This is a genomic window from Paenibacillus cucumis (ex Kampfer et al. 2016) (assembly GCF_019748695.1).
Lineage (GTDB): Bacteria > Bacillota > Bacilli > Paenibacillales > Paenibacillaceae > Paenibacillus > Paenibacillus polysaccharolyticus.
Genome location: NZ_JACLIC010000005.1, coordinates 88,637 through 105,464, shown reverse-complemented (window position 1 = coordinate 105,464; position 16,828 = coordinate 88,637). Strand labels below are relative to the sequence as shown.

Genomic DNA, 16,828 nt, shown 5'->3' with positions numbered 1-16,828 from the left:
TCCTTGTTTACGTTCATCATAGCTAGAATTCGGAGAGCCCCATTGGGGGGGAAATAAGGTCCGTGGTGATCGTTAGATATGGAACCAAACTGATCAGTTCAGGCGGATGACATGTTCACCCAACTAAGCTACAGATATAGACCATGGATAGGAGTTGTACTCAACAATGACAGAGCAATTATTCTCACCTTATCAATATAAAAGCTTAGCGTTACAGAACCGTGTCGTTATGGCACCGATGTGTCAATATTCGGTTACGGCGAAGGATGGCATCCCGAATGATTGGCATCAGGTTCACTATGTGAGCCGTGCTGTGGGTGGAACAGGGCTCATTATTATTGAAATGACAGACGTTGACCCGGACGGACGGATTACAGACAATGATCTGGGGATTTGGTCAGACGAGCATATCCCCGCCTTCGCCAAGCTGGTAGACGGAATGCATGCTTACGGCTCTAAAGTGGCGATCCAGATCGCACATGCAGGACGTAAAGCCGAGGATGCACCCCAGCCTGTTGCTCCTTCTGTTGTCACGTTTCCGGGAGAACAATATAAAGAGCCGCGCGCGTTGACCACCGAAGAAGTGGAAGCGATGGTGCAGAAGTTCGCAGATGGTGTGCGTCGTGCGGTTCAAGCGGGTGTGGATGCAATCGAGCTGCATGGTGCACACGGTTATCTGATTCACCAATTCCACTCTCCGCTGATGAATCATCGCGAGGATGTGTATGGACAAGATCTGTCTCGTTTTGGCGTAGAGGTGATTCGTGCGGTGAAAAAAGAAATGCCTGCTGACATGCCGCTCATTATGCGAATTTCTGCGGTGGAGTATGCGGACGGCGGGTATGATCTCGATCATACCATCGAGATTGGCCGTGCCTATCAGGAAGCAGGCGTGGACATGTTCCACATCAGTTCGGGCGGTGAAGGGCCATCTGGTCAGCGTAAACCCGGGAACTATCCGGGGTATCAGGTTCCTTTTGCCCGTCGTTTTCGGGACGAGTTGAAGGCACCTGTAATCGCTGTAGGCATGTTGGAGGACGCGGCACTGGCACAGGCCGTAATCGGCAACGGAGATGCTGATCTGGTTGCCATTGGCAGAGGCATGTTACGTGACCCATACTGGGCCAATCATGCTGCTCTTGAACTAGGTGTCAGCAAAGAGCAGGCGGCGATTGCCGAGCAATATTCTCGGGGATATTGATGGTGTGGTGGCTGACGCTTCCTATCAGGAAGCAGGGCACCGGGTACTAGGAAAGCCATGCACCAGCTTAGCGGCCGTGAAGAGCGCTAACGATCAGGAGAAACCTTATTTAGGTGATTTCAGCCATTCCTATTTTCTAACGATCACCAGAGACGTTATTTGGCTTATTTTGCTTCAATGGGAACTGTTTTTCAGGTTTTTCGATGAAATAAGCTCACTGGAGATCGTTAGAATTTGGAAAGCCTCGTTTAGGGGCAAATAAGGCCCGTGGTGATCGTTAGAATTTCTGCATCCTATTTTCTTGAATCGTTAGTGTATCGTTGGTAAGGCGTTCGTGGTGGCCAATTTAATGAACCATCGTTATTTGGTGCATATCTTATGGGTGGTTCAAATCGTGCACCAAACTCATATAACTATTTCTTGCGTCTTGCTTCATAGACGAACTTTTGACTGGATTGTGTGGGAGCTTGCTCGGGATCAAAGTCTGCATAGACTTCGATATCGGTGAATCCAATCTTCTCCAGCACAAGACGTAACTCCTCCACACCATACCATCTTAAGGTGAGTTCCTGCATCTCCGTGCCCACGAGTTTACCTTGGTGCCATTGTTCATAGCGAATCAGGTTTGTTTTATACTGGTGCAACAGATTGATTTCGGTCGTTCTCACTTCAATGGTAATCGTGTCACCACCTGGTAAGCGGACAGTAGATGTATCAATGGAAGCAGGCTTCGTCACGTCAGGCAAAAAGAGATCAAAGATTAACCTGCCCCCTGCCTCTAAGTGATCATACAGATTCTGGAGGATTCGAATAGAAGAACGACGATCCTGGATAAGCATCAGTGAGCCGCTTGGAATAATAATGGCTTCGTAACGATAGGGAAGCTGCAAATTTTCAAGATCGGCTACAAACAGCTCAGGCATAGGTAGATTACGTTCGGTGCATCGGGAACGGCAGGACTGAACCATAGCTTCTGAATAATCGACTCCATCAACTTTCAACCCTGTTTCGAGTAATGGAATGAGCATTCGGCCAGAACCTGACATTGCTTCAAGGATGCGTCCGTTGCAATGCTGCAGCAGGTTGCTGTAAAATTCGATATCGCCTCCCAAGGAGTGTCCGATAGGCTTGGTAATATCGTATACCTTGGTGCATAAAGGGCCGTAATAACTGAATGACATTGTATAATACCTCCACTAGTAAGTATGTTTAAAACAGAAGTGTGGAAGGTAAATTCTTGCGGAACTATCCCTTCCGGCAACCGTGTTTGGAAATGGATTTTTCAGAGCAGACTATCATAGGAATCACACACCTTATATGTAAGATAAACCCATTATAGGTTGAGTTAGAAAAAAGCGTCAAGGAGGTAACCCAGGAATGGAATCATCACCAACGGCATTACCAGATATTAAGGAAGAACTTGTATTGATGGCATCTGTTGAAAAAGTATGGCCTAAGGTCTCGACAGCAGAAGGACTGGGGTCGTGGTTCATGCCCAGCAATTTGGAGCCAGTCGAAGGACATGAATTCACACTGGAAGCAGGACCTTTTGGACAATCCCCTTGCCAAGTGATTGAAGTGCAACCGCAACAGAAGCTGAGCTTTCGCTGGGGAAAAGATTGGACGTTAACATTTGAACTTGCTGAACAAGCGGAAGGAACCCATTTTACATTGATTCATAGCGGATGGGATGCGGATAAACTGACTGAATTCGGACAGGCCCATGCGGTGATCCGCGAACGTATGGCTCAAGGTTGGGCTGGTCTTGTACAGAAGCTGGTTCAGGTCGTTAAGTAAAGCTTAAAGCAGCCACCGAATAACACGAAATGCAGGATGTGCGTTGCGTACCCTACGTACCTACGTACCCTACCCTAAGAGCATCTCTAAGCCCCGGCTTCTCCCTGGTTTCCATCTGGCGAGAATAGTTCGGGGCTTTTTGGCCTGTCGCCCTACCATAAGAAAGCCTTAAAAGCATTTTTTTGCTATGAAATGAGCTAAAACTGTTCATGAACTATTTCCGTGAGCACCGGAAACGTGTAACATGGATTTATAGAAAAAAATCGACAAAAAGTGATATCTGTCGCTGTAATGAGGGTGGAAGGAATACATAGATGAGAAAACACTGGATCATGTTGACACTAAGTTTCATTTGTGTCGTTCTGCTTCCACTGGGATGGATCGCCCAGGTATGGATCAGTGAGCGGGACAATCCTCAGGTTATAAAGGGGCGTATAGATTTACGTCAATGGGATTTCAGCCAGGAAGGTGTCGCTAAGCTAAATGGCATCTGGGACTACTATCCTGACAAGCTGCTCGGTCCGGAAGATTTTGAAGCGGATATGTCAGGCCGCAGACCCTTGTCCGCTCCTATGGATGTTCGGGTTCCGTCCAAATGGAATGCAGCACTTGGAAAAGGACAAGGTTATGGAACATATCACATGCAAGTGAAACTCACCCCAAGCCACTTACAGAAACGTTATGGGATTCATACACAGAATATACGCATGTCACATCGCATTTTTATTAATGGAAATCTCATAGGGGGTACGGGTTCTCCTGGGGTAACCAAAGATTCAGACCGTCAAAAGAATCTACCCTTTACAGGCTTTACTTCCATAGAGGGAGATACAGCTGACATTATTATTCAGGTATCCAATTATAGCTATGCCTCTGGAGGTATAGTTGCATCTGTTTTATTCGGGGATGAGGCTAGTATTTTCCGAAGCCAGCAGTTGGACGGGCTCAAGGATCTAATGACCTTGTTTGGATTTATTCTGCCCGCTGTTTTTTTTCTCGTGTTGTTCAGGCTGCGCCGCAGTGAGAAAGAGCTCCAATTTCTAGGACTGTTCAGCCTCTCGGGTGCATTGTATGCCCTCACGCATGGTGAGAAGCTGCTGGCCACATTTATACCTTTACTGACGCACGATGCGATGCTTCGACTTCAACTTCTCAGCGGAGCATTCTCGTATTATTTTTTGCTTCGATATCTGGCTGCATTAGTGCCGGGGGCCGTCCATGGTTGGTTTGTGCGTTTGGGCTTTATTCTGCTTGTTGCTCAGTCTCTGATAGGTCTTACTTTTCCCACCACACTATTCTCGGCCTTTGAAGCACCGATGCTGCTTATTTCGTTCTCGGTGTTATTCTATGCGATACGAACCATGATCTTTTGGTCGCGTAAGAGGACAAACGACAGCCACTTTGCATTGGTCGGCCTAATGAGTATTATCATGGTTGTTGTGTTGTTCACGATCGGGGCATTTGTGGCCATTGATACCGCCTTTCTAGCATTACTTGAACTTCTGTTATTTGTTCTGATTCAGATGTTTGTTACAGCTATTCGTTTTGCGCAGTCATTCCTTGAAGTGGAAGCTTTGTCGGAGCGTTTGCTGGTGATTGACAGCCTCAAGGATGAATTCATGGCGAATACGTCGCATGAGCTGAGGACACCGCTACATGGCATTATTAACATTGCGGAGTCTATGCTGGAAGGAGCGGCAGGAGCTGTTACGCCAAAACAAGCCAAAAATCTGTCCATGATTACTGCTACCGGGAAAAGATTATCTCTGCTAGTCAATGATATTTTGGACTTCTCCAAACTAAAAAACAGTGAAATCGAGTTAAATCGCGTTCCTGTTGATCTGGAGTCGGTCGCTCGAACAGTGGTTGAGGTTTCGGGGTTTACGTTCGATGACAAGCCCATTGTGCTGATTCAGCAATGGCCTGATGCATTACCGTTGGTGGAAGCAGACGAGCATCGGTTGCGGCAGATTCTCTATAACCTTCTTGGCAATGCTTACAAGTTTACGGAGCATGGCGTGATCCGGCTGTATGCCTCTGTGGAAGGGGACAAGGTCAGAGTATCTGTTGCGGATACTGGCGTGGGGATTGCATCCGAAAGGCTGCATGATATTTTCCAATCTTACGAGCAAAGCAATGGAACGATGGAACGGGCTTATGAGGGGACCGGGCTGGGTCTCAGCATCACGAAAAAACTTGTTGAGTTGGGTGAAGGCGAAATATGGGTCGAATCAAAACCGGGAGTCGGATCGACGTTTCATTTTACGTTACCCATTGTACAATTACCGTTACTACAAGAACAGATCAACCCCGTGCCGGCTCGTTATGTGACAACACAAGGGAAAAAGGCGAAGGACTATGTTGCCAGGGATTTGAATGACTCCAGTCCAATGCAGGAACAGGATGGGAATCATGTTGGGGAACCTACGATTCTGATTGTGGATGATGATCCTGTGAATCGACATGTGCTTCTGAACTTGCTCTCTACGGAGCATTACCGGGTCATTGCAGCAGACAGCGGTTTTAAAGCAATCGAGCTGTATGAGCAACACCCATCCATAGATCTGGTTATTACCGACTGGATGATGCCCAAAATGTCCGGTCCGGAGCTTTGTCGCAAGCTTCGGGAGCATCGTTCGTTGTCCGAGTTGCCTATTCTGATGCTGACTGCTCGTGGATTACCCGAGGATATTCGGCATGGCTTCCAGGCGGGGGCAAATGACTTTTTGAGTAAACCTGTCGATGCGGGTGAATTACGGGCGCGGGTTCGAACGCTGATCGACCTGCGTACCTCTGTACAGGATACGATTCGGGCGGAGATGGCCTTTCTTCAGGCGCAGATCAAACCTCATTTTCTCTACAATGCGCTGAATGTAATTATTGCAACTTGTGCTGTAGATCCCGATAAGGCAACGGACCTGCTTATCGAATTGAGTCATTATTTGCGAGGCAGCTTTGATTTTCAGAACAGGGATCAACTGGTTCCGTTGTACAAAGAGCTCGAATTGGTAGAGTCCTACGTTCATCTGGAACAGGCGAGGTTTGAAGACAGGCTTGTCGTTAAATATGAAGTACAGCCGGATTTAAGGTTGTTTTTACCACCGCTCACCATTCAACCGCTTGTAGAGAATGCGATTCGTCATGGGGTTATGGAGAGGGCTGCAGGCGGTACGGTGCGGCTTCATATTTTCCAGGAAGGTGACGATGTCATCGTTCGTGTACAGGATGACGGTGTGGGTATACCTCCTGAACGTATGGCTCAGGTGAAGTCAGGTCGAACAGAAGGTCCCGGAGGTGTTGGGCTTCAAAATATCAATCGCCGTCTTATGTCGCTCTATGGACAGGGACTGAATATTCAGAGTCATGTAGGAAGCGGTACACAAATTCAATTTCATATTCCGCTGAACCAGGTTAATCATTTTACATGAGACTTTGAGTTCATGGATTGGGTAAGTATGGTTAACATGAATAAGCCAAAGCCGATATAGCGGCTATCCATATTAAATCTCTCATGGCAGGAGGTTGGGGAACGTTGAGAGCCATAGTCATTGATGATGAGAAGCCGGCGCAGCTTCATCTGCAGCGCCTGCTGCAGTCAGATGGAAGAATTAATCCTGTTCAATGTTTTTCAACAGCACGCGAAGGTATTCATTATTTGACCATCGATCGTGTGGATGTTGTATTTCTGGATATTGGTATGCCAGAGGTTAATGGTCTGGAAGCGGCTGAATATATACAGCAACTCGATTCAAGCATTCGAATCATATTTGTAACCGCGTATGCGGACCATGCGGTGGAGGCATTCGAGTTGCATGCTCTGGATTATGTATTAAAACCGGTCAGTTCTGCCAGACTTAGCAAGACCATCGATCGTATTGCAGGTACGATGTCTTATCACGCTCAGACAGCAGCGACGATGGAGGTGCAAGAATCGGAACCTGAAGCCCAGGCCGAGGAGTTGGAATTTAAAGCACCTGGTTTGTTGACTTTTAAACATCTGGATATATTCAGAAGTATGGATCATAGCGCCGAGAAGCATAAATGGCGCACCACCAAATCTCAGGAGTTATTTGCATTTTTGTTTCATCACCGGGAAGAGTGGGTAAGCAAGGAGGTTCTGCTTGATAAGCTTTGGGCCGATGTATCTCAGGATAAAGGGCTGACACTGCTACATACTTCTGTCTATCAGATTCGCAAATTATTGAAGGAATGGAACATGACAGGCAAGCTGGAGTACAATATGAACCGTTATCGTCTGCTGACAGGTAACTTGGTGAGCGATATTGAACAATTTGAGCAGGCCTTGTCCTATGAAGCTGTTACTTCGGATAATGTGAACGAGCTGAGACAGGTCGCCCTGCTGTATCGCGGCGATTATCTGGAAGAGCATGACTATGATTGGGCCAGATCCAAGAGCAGGGAGCTCCGTCGTAAGTATATGGGACTTGTCATGGATATCGCTCATTGGGAGATGTCCCACAAGCGGGGCGAGCAGGCGATTGAGCTATTAATGGAATTGCAGGAACGTGAGCCTTATTCAGAAGAAATCTGCCGGTTAATGATGGAGATCTATGCTTCCATGGATGATCAACAAGGCATATTGCGACTGTATCATTCCTTTACATTGACCTTGAAAGAGGATTTGGGTCATCAGCCCGAACCTGAAACGAGCAAACTATACGAAAGTCTGACCAAACAATAGACAATAGATATTTAGGGCGTGTCTGAAAACTCTGAAGAAGGCAGGTTTTGCTGAATTTTCGTTCCAAGCAAGGAAGTTTTCTGCAGGCGTGCTGGGGCACGTCAAGGGAAACTGACGCAGCAGGGGGGAAAAGGCGGTGAAAGATGCACTTCAATAGGTTTCAAGACACGCCCTAGGCAGAAGGGGTGTAGCGCATGAAATTATTCATACACCGCAAAGATCTGCGTACAGATGATCTAAGCGCTTTGGATTATTTGCGTGAGCAGGAAGAAGAGAGCCTGCATGTGTTGATCTATGATCCATTCCTGCTCCGGCAAGGCCGGGAGAAGGAGCATAGCGGTGCAAACTTCCTCCGTCATGCCGCAACACTGGGCAGAAAGTATAAGAAAGCGAAACGGCAGCTGCAAGTAGCTTATGGCAAACCCGCCGAAGTGGTGGATTGGTTACTGAGCCACATGGAGGACAAGATCAGTGAGATTGTCGTCCATCGGGACATGACGCCATATGCGATGGAACGGGATCGAGAGATACGTAAAGTCTGTGAATCCTATGGGATCACATTCACCCAACTGACGGATCATTTGCTGGTTGATCTGAAAGCCTTCGCCAGTTTCACAGGCAAATCAGAACCCTATAAAGTCTTTGCCGCCTTCCATCGACGCTGGGTTGAATTCATGAATGAACATCCTAATCCACCATCGGCAATCACGATTGCAGACGTGGACGTCACTGAACGAATTGTGGATTGGCCGGAGGCTATGAAGGTTCCTCATGCTTTGTTGGAGAATTCGGATGAGGCAGGAGATGAAGAGAATCCACATATGTTGCTGGATCGTTTTCTGTCCGAACGAGTAGCAGATTACGGGGATCATCGGGATGAGTTCGAGGCCTATGAGCCAAGCCATCTCAGCTCATATGTAGCTGTGGGGGCAGTATCTATTCGCAAGATGTATGATGCTGCACAGCGTATATCCGAAGCTGGGGAGTGGATCAGACAGCTCTGTTTCCGCGATTTCTACTTGTACAGGGCAGTCTATGAGCAAGATTATTTTACGTATGAAAAAGTGTATGATCTCTCTGTTCTTCAAGATACTCATTTCGAACGTTGGTGCAGAGCGGAAACGGGCATTCCGATTATTGATGCAGCCATGACAGAACTGAACGAGACCGGGCATATGCCCAATCGGCTCCGCATTCTGACAGCGATGTTTTTGACGAAAAACCTTCAGTGTCCGTTCACGCTGGGTGAAGCATACTTCAGAAGGAAGCTGAAAGATTATGATAACATCCAGAATCGGGGGAACTGGCTGTGGTGCGCCTCGCTGGGTGAAAATGCTGCGCCATATTTCCGTGTGAATAATCCGGTTACGCAGTCTGAGAAGTATGATGCTCAGGGCGACTATATTCGCAAGTGGCTACCCGAGTTGAAGGATTTGCATAGCAAGGAGATTCACCAACCACGCAAGGATGCGATCGTAGATCTGAAAGTTTCCAGACAGGCAGCCATTGACGTGTACAAGCAGATTCTGGCGAGTCGGGAGAAAAACTGAATTTTGAATGATGATGAAGGCAGGGAGGGAACTCCTTGCCTTTTGTTATATAAATTAGGACATGTGCGAAATGTAATTAAATATGGTATTTAATTACAGAATTTGTTACTGTTTTAGTATAAGGTAGAGTTAGAACAGGAAAACATGGCATTGTCGATTTTATTGTTGAACGAAGGGATGAGGTGTATGAAACAAATACAATCTGCAGAGTTGATCGGTAAAGAAGCCGCAACAATGATTGGTCTGAAATGGGAGGGAACGTTCGCTGAGGCAGGGGCTGGAGGTATTCGCAAGGTGCAGACCGAATTTAAGCGTCGCCTGCATGAAATCAAGAATATGATGCATCCGGATGAGCTATTGGGTTTGTCGTATCATATGACAGAAACCGGGTTTGTCCACTATGTTGCCGTCCAGGTAGATGACGTGGCATCTCCGAATGTCCCGGAGGGAATGGTTCAATTTGAAGTTCCGGCACATGATTATGTGAAATACACCCATATCAAAGGAGAATCCATTGAATCTTCTTATCATTTAATCTATGCATGGATTGAAGAACAGGGACTTTTTCTATCGAATGAACCGCTTACGCATTATGAAGTGTACCCTATGAAGCAGGATTCCAATGATCATGAACCTGAGTTTAACATTTTTGTACCGGTAAATAAAAAAAGTTAGAGTAACGACACAACAAGCCTCAGGCCGCGTCACAGCGGTCTTTTTGACATGTCTGACGATGTGAATGATCTGAAAACTTCTTGGAAATTAAAGAAAAATTAAGGAATTGGACTACACATGTTAAGCGATATGCCTTTTAATAGATAGAGAGCTTAATGGACTAAGTCATATTTAACATATTGACGAATACATAAAGGAGAACCTCTAAACCATGAGTCAAACACTGAAAAGAGAACGAATCCCGGAGTTAAATCTCGTACGGGCTGTGGCGATTATCGGTGTGCTATTTGTACATTCCACCTCCAATGCTACGCTGGAAATGACCAATTCCAGTTACTATTGGTTGTACAACTTTGTTAATATTTTCATGAAATATGGTACACCAACCTTTATTTTTTTGAGCAGCTTTGTGCTGTTCTATAATTATTATACCCGTCCGCTAGACAAGAGATTAGTCACGAATTTTTATAAGAAGCGCTTTGTCTACATTTTGTTGCCTTACTTCCTGTTTTCGATTATGTATTTTGTTGTGCTGCATTACCTGTATTACCAGGGACGCCCGTTTAATGAGTCGTTGATTACTTTTATTGAAAGGCTGTTTACAGGCAAAGCCTACACGCATCTATATTTTGTTTTTATTAATATGCAATTTTATCTCATCTTCCCACTCGTGCTATGGCTATTGAAGAAACATCCTGCTGTTGTAAAGTGGTCTATCCCGATCGGGCTTTTTATTCAATGGGCCTTCATCGTCAGTAATAAATACGGGTTCCAGGTGCCCAACAAAGGAAGCTGGGCTTTCTCTTATTTCTCCTATTTCATGCTTGGAGCTTTTATGGGCGTATATTTCCCGCAGATCAAACAATGGTTTGTGATCAGCCGGACGAATGCAACTAAAATGCGCGTAGTTTCATGGATTGTGCTGTGGGTTGTGTGGATCATGGCGGGACTTGCTCACGTATATATTTATTATTTGCTACGGTTGAAAATTGCGACCTATAACACGTTATGGTATGAGCTTTTCTGGAATGTGCATACCTTTGCCTGTGCACTGGTTATTATCCAGATTGCATACTTGCTCTACCGCAAAGGTCCTGCACTAATCGTCAAACCGTTAAATCGACTGGGTGCACTATCCTTCGGCATTTATCTGATTCATCCGTTTTTCCTTTTGTTTTATCGTGAGCATCCACCCCAAACGGGGGTATCCTGGTTGATTCATCTGTGGTACGCCGCCGGATTTGGTATTGCACTGATCGCTTCATGGATTGTGGTTGGGCTGGCGGCACGATTCCTGCCACATGCCTGGATTATCTTTGGTAATCTGCCCAAACCGAAGCCGCGTCTTGTACCGCAACAACATTCGGGGCAAGTGGATGTTTGATCTTGAAGTCAGATCATACCTGTTCAAAAGCCATTTTTCGGTTCAGCCTTAGGTTGAGCTTGAGAATGGCTTTTTGTTGTGCTGAAGTGATTCCGGGGTTCTGCAGATACTATGGGTGTTTATCGTGGGAACGAATGTTTCTTTTTCATAATACAAGGGTAATCATAAGGCGGAAAGATAATAACTACTATATAAGTTGAATTATTTATTTACACAGAAACGGAGAGGACAGAAAAATCCGGGGATAACAGCGATGGGAAGGTTATTCTGTCGTCGTAGTGCTCCGTGTAGACAGCTTTAGTTCAACTTATTACTTCGAGAACAGGATCAAGGTGATCATACATGACAAGATGTGAACAATGCGGGAAACCGATGCAAGATATATTGGAATATGTGGAGCACATTCTCCACGAATGCAGTGAGCAGGCAACTGAATTTAAGTCGGAAGAATACAAGTCTTATAGCTATGAGGGTGTTCGCGAGCAGTTGTGATACAATAGAAAGAAACCGGATTCATACGGAACCGAGGTGACAACCATGGAGACAGGATCAGCCGCTTTCCGCGAAGGGAAGACAGCACACGAAACGCCACAAACGAAGATATGTATGCATTGCGGAGAGCGACGGCCTGCGTCGGAGTTTCGGCGTAGAACGGGAAGGCGTGCGAGTTCCGGAGCCAGACGCGGAGCCTGTCGCCGTTGTCGTCAACTCGGTGTACGAGAGCAACATATGGCCGAAGTAGCTCAATCTGTAAAGGCTGAACAGCGTCGAGATGGGATGGACAACACCCTTCGGGAAGACATGACTTCATCTCCGGTGAAGAACGAACGGGAACGGAATGAGCGGATTGCGCTGCAGGGGTCAGCCGCAGGTAAGGAACAAGGCCGTGATTTGGGGAAACACGTAAATTCACATGCTGAAGCTGGGGCTGTGTTGATCGACCAGATGGAGAAGGATGTAGCGATCGTTTCGGTTAGTGATACGCCCAGCCAGCGGAAAAAACGCCGAAGACGGCGGAAAAAGAAGCCGTCAGAGGTGATACATGCGCATGCCTCTGCTCAGGAAGAGAGCGAGAGTGAGGCATCCACTGATTTGCATGCGGTGGATGGGGGGCCGCCGGGCGGGGAGCATCCGCCCGGCGATGTGCATTCGCCAGGCATAGCCGCTGCGAATGGCAAGGGCAGTGCACAGCGGGCGCGCAAGCGAGCTGCCGCTGCAGTTCCGGCCGCCGAGCAAGCATCGGCGGCCCAAGCCCTGCTGCCGGCTACGCCGGAAGGCCCGGCAGCAGGGCCAGCGCCTGTGGCTGCGGACGAGCCACCCGCAGCCCGGCGCAAACGCAAGCGGCGCCGCAAGCTTGCAGCGGCGCTCGCGCCCGGCGCAGGGCAGGCCCGCAGCGAAGCTGCTGAGGCCCCTGCGCCGGAGCCCGGCCTTGCCCGTGACGAGGCCAGCACGGGCAAGGCTTCTTCGGCGGCGAAGGCACAGCCAGCCGCCGCCGGGCGCGAGCCATCGCATGCCAGCCGCAGTCACGGGGCTGGCATGGATGGCCGACCGCGGCGTCATCACGCGCCGCCGGCAGCGATTGACCCGGAAGATCCGGCTTCGCTCCGGACCAACCGTCAGGGCATGGTGCGCATGCGCGGCAAAACGGACAAAGGACGCCGCTGGCATCAGGAAGTGGATATGGAACTTGCCGTTACACTGGTGAAGGAAAAAGCTGCCGTTGTGATTAATCGCTATACCATTCGCCGATTGTTCAGCAACAAGGATTTCAAGCGGTTTATTCTGGACCGTGACAAGTATACCTGTTACTTCTGCGGCTCCTATGGAGATACTATTGATCATCTTCTTCCACGGGCCAAAGGTGGACATACAACACCGCTCAATTGTGTATGTGCCTGCAATCTGTGTAATCAATCCAAAGCGGCGATGGATGCGGACGAGTTCATGCGTTCGGGCATTCCGGAGTGGAATGCAGCCCATCAGGCAGAACTACTTGCGCTGGAGGTACAGGAAACGGGATTGGAATAAGCGATAGACAAGCTATGCTCCTGAAGTTTCAGGAGCTTTCATATGTAGAGCACACCTGGGTGAATGATCAGGGTGTGCTTTTTTGATGTGCTCTCCTATTCAAATATTTCTTCAAATTGACAACGATGCGACATCCTAATGTACGTTATACTTGGAGGGCGGCAGTCGAATTGTTTTTTAAAACGTACTGCTTTTATAGATCGAATAGATTGGATGGATGCGGATGACACCAGCAGCACTTGATATTATGTCATACATCACGGAAGAAAATATTCGGTTCTGGCTGGAGAAGTTTCGTTCTCTCGGTCCATTGCCGGGCATTTTGCTTACGTTTATGAAGTCTTTTGTACCACCGCTTCCAACGTTATTAATTGTGGGTGTGAACGGAGCGGTGTACGGGTTGTGGGCAGGATTTTTGTACTCCTGGATCGGCATGGTGCTTGGCTGTACCGTGACATTCCTGATCGTGCGAGAGATCGGGAAGTCTGCTTTTGTGGAAAAGTGGGCACGCAAACCGCGTGTACAACGCAGCATGGTATGGATTCGTAGAAACGCATTCAGTTATGTATTCCTGCTAAGCATTTTTCCTGTGGGGCCATTTGTCATTATTAATGTGGCTGCAGGTATCGCCCGTATGCGATTGTTATCCTTCCTGCTTGCGGTGGGGCTCGGTAAAGGTATTATGATTTTCTCTGTAACGTATATTGGTTCAAATGTAGAGCAGTTTCTGGAGCATCCGGTACGCTGGATCGGCGTCGTGTTATTTATTGCACTATCTCTGTGGGCGAGCCGGAAATTGGAGCGTCACTTCACCCGGTTTAACCCTGATCAGGATGAACGACATCCGATACATCAGGCTTCAGAAAAATCGATTTCCTCATAAGAAGACAAGGCATACGATTGGGAATACCGGGTGCGTCAGCTTGTGCTTCAAGGCAAGCTCGATGTGGAGGGTAATCCGCGTGAGATGCGTTTCTATCGTGTTCGAATAGCAAGGGGAATGTAGCTCCAATCGGAGAATCTTCCCCCTGCTTATATGGTTTTCATTAAGACAGCAACTCAAACCCTGCGATTGAGCCACAGCTTGGTTAAAGGCCCGCCTTCCCCATATACCGGGTCTGTGCCTGGTACAGGAACCTCTAGAATTTCTTGTAACACCTCAGGCCGCTCCTCTGGTTTGCCTGTTCGAGTGTTGTAATTCATGCCTCCAGGATAAGCTCCCGCGATCCGAAAATCGGGACTGGCTTCCAGACGTTTATGGCCGGTTCCAGCGGGCAATACAACCACATCACCACTCTCCAGATAGACCTTCTTTCCGTTCTCACCGCCTATAATTAACCTCACAAATCCGCTCATTACCGCAAGCACCTCGTGCGCATTGCTGTGATAATGATGATAATCGTATACACCGTTGATCCAGCTATTGCCCCATTCATTCCGGTTCAATTCGGATTCGGCACGGGTAGGTTCGGTACGCCAGACTCCTTTGTACAGAAGTACTGGCAGATGCGGATGATTCGGAATGACTCCGTCGTCTTGAAATTTCATGGACTGGATATCGCTATAATCTTGCCTTAGATCTCTCATTTGGGTTCACCTCTTTCCATGTATTAACCTTTCAGGGAATAAAGGAATAAAAAAATATTTGTAAAATGATACAAAATGTATCGTTTTCAGGTTATACTCGATACAGACATTCTCTTTAAAGCGCCCGATGAAAAAAAGGAGTAGGGGGAAAATGTGTGAACATTGTGGTTACAGGAGCTTCAGGATTTGTTGGATTTAATCTTTCACAGTTTTTGGAGCAAAAGGGACATCAGGTTACTATGCTCGATCAGGATGACTACTGTCAGAGACTCGTTCACCGCTCTCCATTGCACGACATGCCATTCATCAAGTGTAACCTTGCTAAAGACAATATTCATTTACCCCCGAACATAGATTACATCATTCATCTTGCCGCCATGCCTCACGTCGACTATTCATATCATCAGCCCGCAGAGGTATTTCGCAATAATACCCTCAGTACACAAGCTATCCTGCAATATGCTACCGATCGCGACATTCCTCTTTTACTCGCTTCGTCCGTTGAAGTGTACGGTGGCGAATGGGGCAGAGTTTACAACGAATCAGACCCTTATGCACCTGTCTCCCCTTATTCTGCCTCGAAAGTAGCTTGCGAGACACTAGCCCAATCCTACGCTCAATGTTATCAACTTCCGGTGAAAACATTCCGTCTGACCAATTTATACGGACCATGGCAACTTCCTGATCGCATTATCCCGCGTAACTTCGGGCGCATGCTGGATGGATTGCCACTGGATATTCAGGGATCAGCTGTACGTGATTTCCTGTATATCGATGATGCGTTGCGAGCGATCGAGCAGATTATGACCCATGGCCAAGATGGACAGACCTATAACATCTCTACCGGTATTGGAACAACGATGCAAGAGATCGGGATGTTACTGGAACCACTCGATCGATCAGCAACAGCAAAAGAGATTAGGGAACTGGAGCCTACGCAATCCAGAGGTTCCAGCTTGGTTGTACACTCCGGCAAGTTGCGCGCATCGTTTGGCTGGTATCCCCAGACTACACTGGAGCAGGGTCTGGAGAGAACATTCCAATGGTACCAGGAGCATGCCGACTGGGTTAGACTATTCAACCGGGAGTACCATACAACACGTACAAGTCGCAGCTTTATCATTGATATGGCACGGTATTCCGTACCAGCGTTATAAAACAAAAAAAGCCAGGGAAGGGTGGTTGTTCTACACCTTCCTTGGCTTTTTTTGCGCCCCCGTCATCAGATTCGGATTCAGATGTTCGGCGTATCCGAACGAATTGAGCCCAAACTTCGACGGTCAGGCTGGTTTGCCACTCTTGCGATCTTCACACAAGGTGCGTAAAGATGATCCGAGAATGCAAACCAGAATACATTATTCGTGATGTTTTTTCACATCGGCCACTTTATCTTGAACGGCCCCTTTGGCCTTATCCATTTTACCCTCAGCCTGAAGGGACTTGTTGTTCGTCGCGTTACCGATCTGATCCTTCACTTCGCCTTTGGCCTTGTTAATGCCTGCTTTAATTTTATCGCCAGTTGAATTACTCATATCGAACATCTCCTTCGTTGTCTGGTGTAGTCCTTATTAACCGGGCTGAGGATAATTTAAACGTTCACGATTACACATAGATTTGAGAAGGGGTTCTAACCTGAGGTTGTGAGCGCACCTTCCTAGGGTGGAATTTTTGCATTCTCTTTCGAGAAGGTTCATACTTGCTTGAGTAAGATGTTTGAACGGGGAGAATAAGGCTGAGGCTGTCGCTGCATAATAACCAAAGTGACCAAATTCGTTGCATGAACGGTAGATTTTTGGAAATCCATTCCTGAAAAAACGTTCAACATGCACTTTCATATGTGCTTTTCGTACATATGGTTTGTTGTGATCATGTCTTAATACCACATATGGTAGCTCGTGGCGTTT

The 16,828-nt window shown here is 47.3% G+C and carries 15 protein-coding genes; 12 read left to right on the top strand and 3 right to left on the bottom strand.

The annotated features are described in order from the left end of the window. The first annotated feature begins 166 nt into the window (after positions 1-166). Together H7T88_RS02720 and H7T88_RS02715 are read left to right on the top strand one after the other, a co-directional pair. Entirely contained in the window at positions 167-1,201 is a 1,035-nt protein-coding gene (locus tag H7T88_RS02720) for an NADH:flavin oxidoreductase/NADH oxidase (protein WP_221786755.1), read from the top strand. Further along, entirely contained in the window at positions 1,173-1,463 is a 291-nt protein-coding gene (locus H7T88_RS02715; protein ID WP_221786752.1) for a hypothetical protein, read from the top strand. The genes H7T88_RS02720 and H7T88_RS02715 overlap by 29 nt, the downstream gene beginning before the upstream one ends. Positions 1,464-1,614: 151 nt before the next feature. Here H7T88_RS02715 and H7T88_RS02710 read toward each other — a convergent pair whose 3' ends face one another. Further along, the gene (locus H7T88_RS02710) at positions 1,615-2,382 is read right to left on the bottom strand and encodes a class I SAM-dependent methyltransferase (protein WP_221786750.1); all 768 of its coding nucleotides are present in this window, start codon (positions 2,380-2,382) and stop codon (positions 1,615-1,617) included. 196 nt (positions 2,383-2,578) lie between these two features. Between H7T88_RS02710 and H7T88_RS02705 the strand changes: the two genes are divergently transcribed. The 9 genes from H7T88_RS02705 (at position 2,579) to H7T88_RS02665 (ending at position 14,220) form a co-directional block, all read left to right on the top strand. Continuing rightward, a complete protein-coding gene (locus H7T88_RS02705; RefSeq protein WP_221786746.1) occupies positions 2,579-2,998 on the top strand; it encodes an SRPBCC family protein in 420 nt (139 codons plus the stop codon). A 314-nt stretch (positions 2,999-3,312) separates the two neighbouring features. Beyond that, entirely contained in the window at positions 3,313-6,426 is a 3,114-nt protein-coding gene (locus H7T88_RS02700; RefSeq protein WP_221786744.1) for a hybrid sensor histidine kinase/response regulator, read from the top strand. 104 nt (positions 6,427-6,530) lie between these two features. Then, complete coding sequence (locus tag H7T88_RS02695) at positions 6,531-7,700, top strand: response regulator (RefSeq protein ID WP_221786742.1); 1,170 nt, start codon at positions 6,531-6,533, stop codon at positions 7,698-7,700. Between the two features lie 194 nt (positions 7,701-7,894). Further along, the gene (locus H7T88_RS02690) at positions 7,895-9,250 is read left to right on the top strand and encodes a cryptochrome/photolyase family protein (protein ID WP_221786740.1); all 1,356 of its coding nucleotides are present in this window, start codon (positions 7,895-7,897) and stop codon (positions 9,248-9,250) included. 186 nt (positions 9,251-9,436) lie between these two features. After that, positions 9,437-9,925, top strand: a complete 489-nt coding sequence (locus H7T88_RS02685; RefSeq protein WP_221786738.1) for a GyrI-like domain-containing protein — start codon at positions 9,437-9,439, stop codon at positions 9,923-9,925. 211 nt (positions 9,926-10,136) lie between these two features. Continuing rightward, positions 10,137-11,309: an acyltransferase gene (locus H7T88_RS02680; protein ID WP_221786734.1), complete on the top strand. Its 1,173-nt coding sequence runs from the start codon at positions 10,137-10,139 to the stop codon at positions 11,307-11,309. Between the two features lie 342 nt (positions 11,310-11,651). Further along, the gene (locus H7T88_RS02675; protein WP_186809694.1) at positions 11,652-11,801 is read left to right on the top strand and encodes a hypothetical protein; all 150 of its coding nucleotides are present in this window, start codon (positions 11,652-11,654) and stop codon (positions 11,799-11,801) included. A gap of 45 nt (positions 11,802-11,846) precedes the next feature. Beyond that, on the top strand, positions 11,847-13,337 hold the full coding sequence (locus H7T88_RS29125; RefSeq protein WP_423246117.1) for an HNH endonuclease: 1,491 nt from the start codon (positions 11,847-11,849) through the stop codon (positions 13,335-13,337). A gap of 223 nt (positions 13,338-13,560) precedes the next feature. Continuing rightward, positions 13,561-14,220 (top strand): TVP38/TMEM64 family protein, encoded by a 660-nt coding sequence (locus tag H7T88_RS02665; protein ID WP_154890033.1) that lies wholly within the window; start codon positions 13,561-13,563, stop codon positions 14,218-14,220. 176 nt (positions 14,221-14,396) lie between these two features. On the opposite strand, the gene H7T88_RS02660 is transcribed toward H7T88_RS02665, so the two are convergent. After that, positions 14,397-14,924: a cupin domain-containing protein gene (locus tag H7T88_RS02660; RefSeq protein WP_221786733.1), complete on the bottom strand. Its 528-nt coding sequence runs from the start codon at positions 14,922-14,924 to the stop codon at positions 14,397-14,399. 155 nt (positions 14,925-15,079) lie between these two features. On the opposite strand from H7T88_RS02660, the gene H7T88_RS02655 reads away from it, so the two are divergent. Continuing rightward, positions 15,080-16,081 (top strand): NAD-dependent epimerase/dehydratase family protein, encoded by a 1,002-nt coding sequence (locus H7T88_RS02655; RefSeq protein WP_221786732.1) that lies wholly within the window; start codon positions 15,080-15,082, stop codon positions 16,079-16,081. A gap of 198 nt (positions 16,082-16,279) precedes the next feature. Here H7T88_RS02655 and H7T88_RS02650 read toward each other — a convergent pair whose 3' ends face one another. Then, the gene (locus tag H7T88_RS02650) at positions 16,280-16,456 is read right to left on the bottom strand and encodes a CsbD family protein (RefSeq protein WP_090921556.1); all 177 of its coding nucleotides are present in this window, start codon (positions 16,454-16,456) and stop codon (positions 16,280-16,282) included. Between the last annotated feature and the right edge of the window lie 372 nt (positions 16,457-16,828).

What these genes read in the sequence shown, in the direction of transcription:
- H7T88_RS02720 (WP_221786755.1), top strand. Translation starts at nt 167, where the DNA reads ATGACAGAGCAATTATTCTCACCTTATCAATATAAAAGCTTAGCGTTA.
- H7T88_RS02710 (WP_221786750.1), bottom strand. Translation starts at nt 2,382, where the DNA reads ATGTCATTCAGTTATTACGGCCCTTTATGCACCAAGGTATACGATATT.
- H7T88_RS02705 (WP_221786746.1), top strand. Translation starts at nt 2,579, where the DNA reads ATGGAATCATCACCAACGGCATTACCAGATATTAAGGAAGAACTTGTA.
- H7T88_RS02700 (WP_221786744.1), top strand. Translation starts at nt 3,313, where the DNA reads ATGAGAAAACACTGGATCATGTTGACACTAAGTTTCATTTGTGTCGTT.
- H7T88_RS02690 (WP_221786740.1), top strand. Translation starts at nt 7,895, where the DNA reads ATGAAATTATTCATACACCGCAAAGATCTGCGTACAGATGATCTAAGC.
- H7T88_RS02685 (WP_221786738.1), top strand. Translation starts at nt 9,437, where the DNA reads ATGAAACAAATACAATCTGCAGAGTTGATCGGTAAAGAAGCCGCAACA.
- H7T88_RS02680 (WP_221786734.1), top strand. Translation starts at nt 10,137, where the DNA reads ATGAGTCAAACACTGAAAAGAGAACGAATCCCGGAGTTAAATCTCGTA.
- H7T88_RS02675 (WP_186809694.1), top strand. Translation starts at nt 11,652, where the DNA reads ATGACAAGATGTGAACAATGCGGGAAACCGATGCAAGATATATTGGAA.
- H7T88_RS29125 (WP_423246117.1), top strand. Translation starts at nt 11,847, where the DNA reads ATGGAGACAGGATCAGCCGCTTTCCGCGAAGGGAAGACAGCACACGAA.
- H7T88_RS02665 (WP_154890033.1), top strand. Translation starts at nt 13,561, where the DNA reads ATGACACCAGCAGCACTTGATATTATGTCATACATCACGGAAGAAAAT.
- H7T88_RS02660 (WP_221786733.1), bottom strand. Translation starts at nt 14,924, where the DNA reads ATGAGAGATCTAAGGCAAGATTATAGCGATATCCAGTCCATGAAATTT.
- H7T88_RS02650 (WP_090921556.1), bottom strand. Translation starts at nt 16,456, where the DNA reads ATGAGTAATTCAACTGGCGATAAAATTAAAGCAGGCATTAACAAGGCC.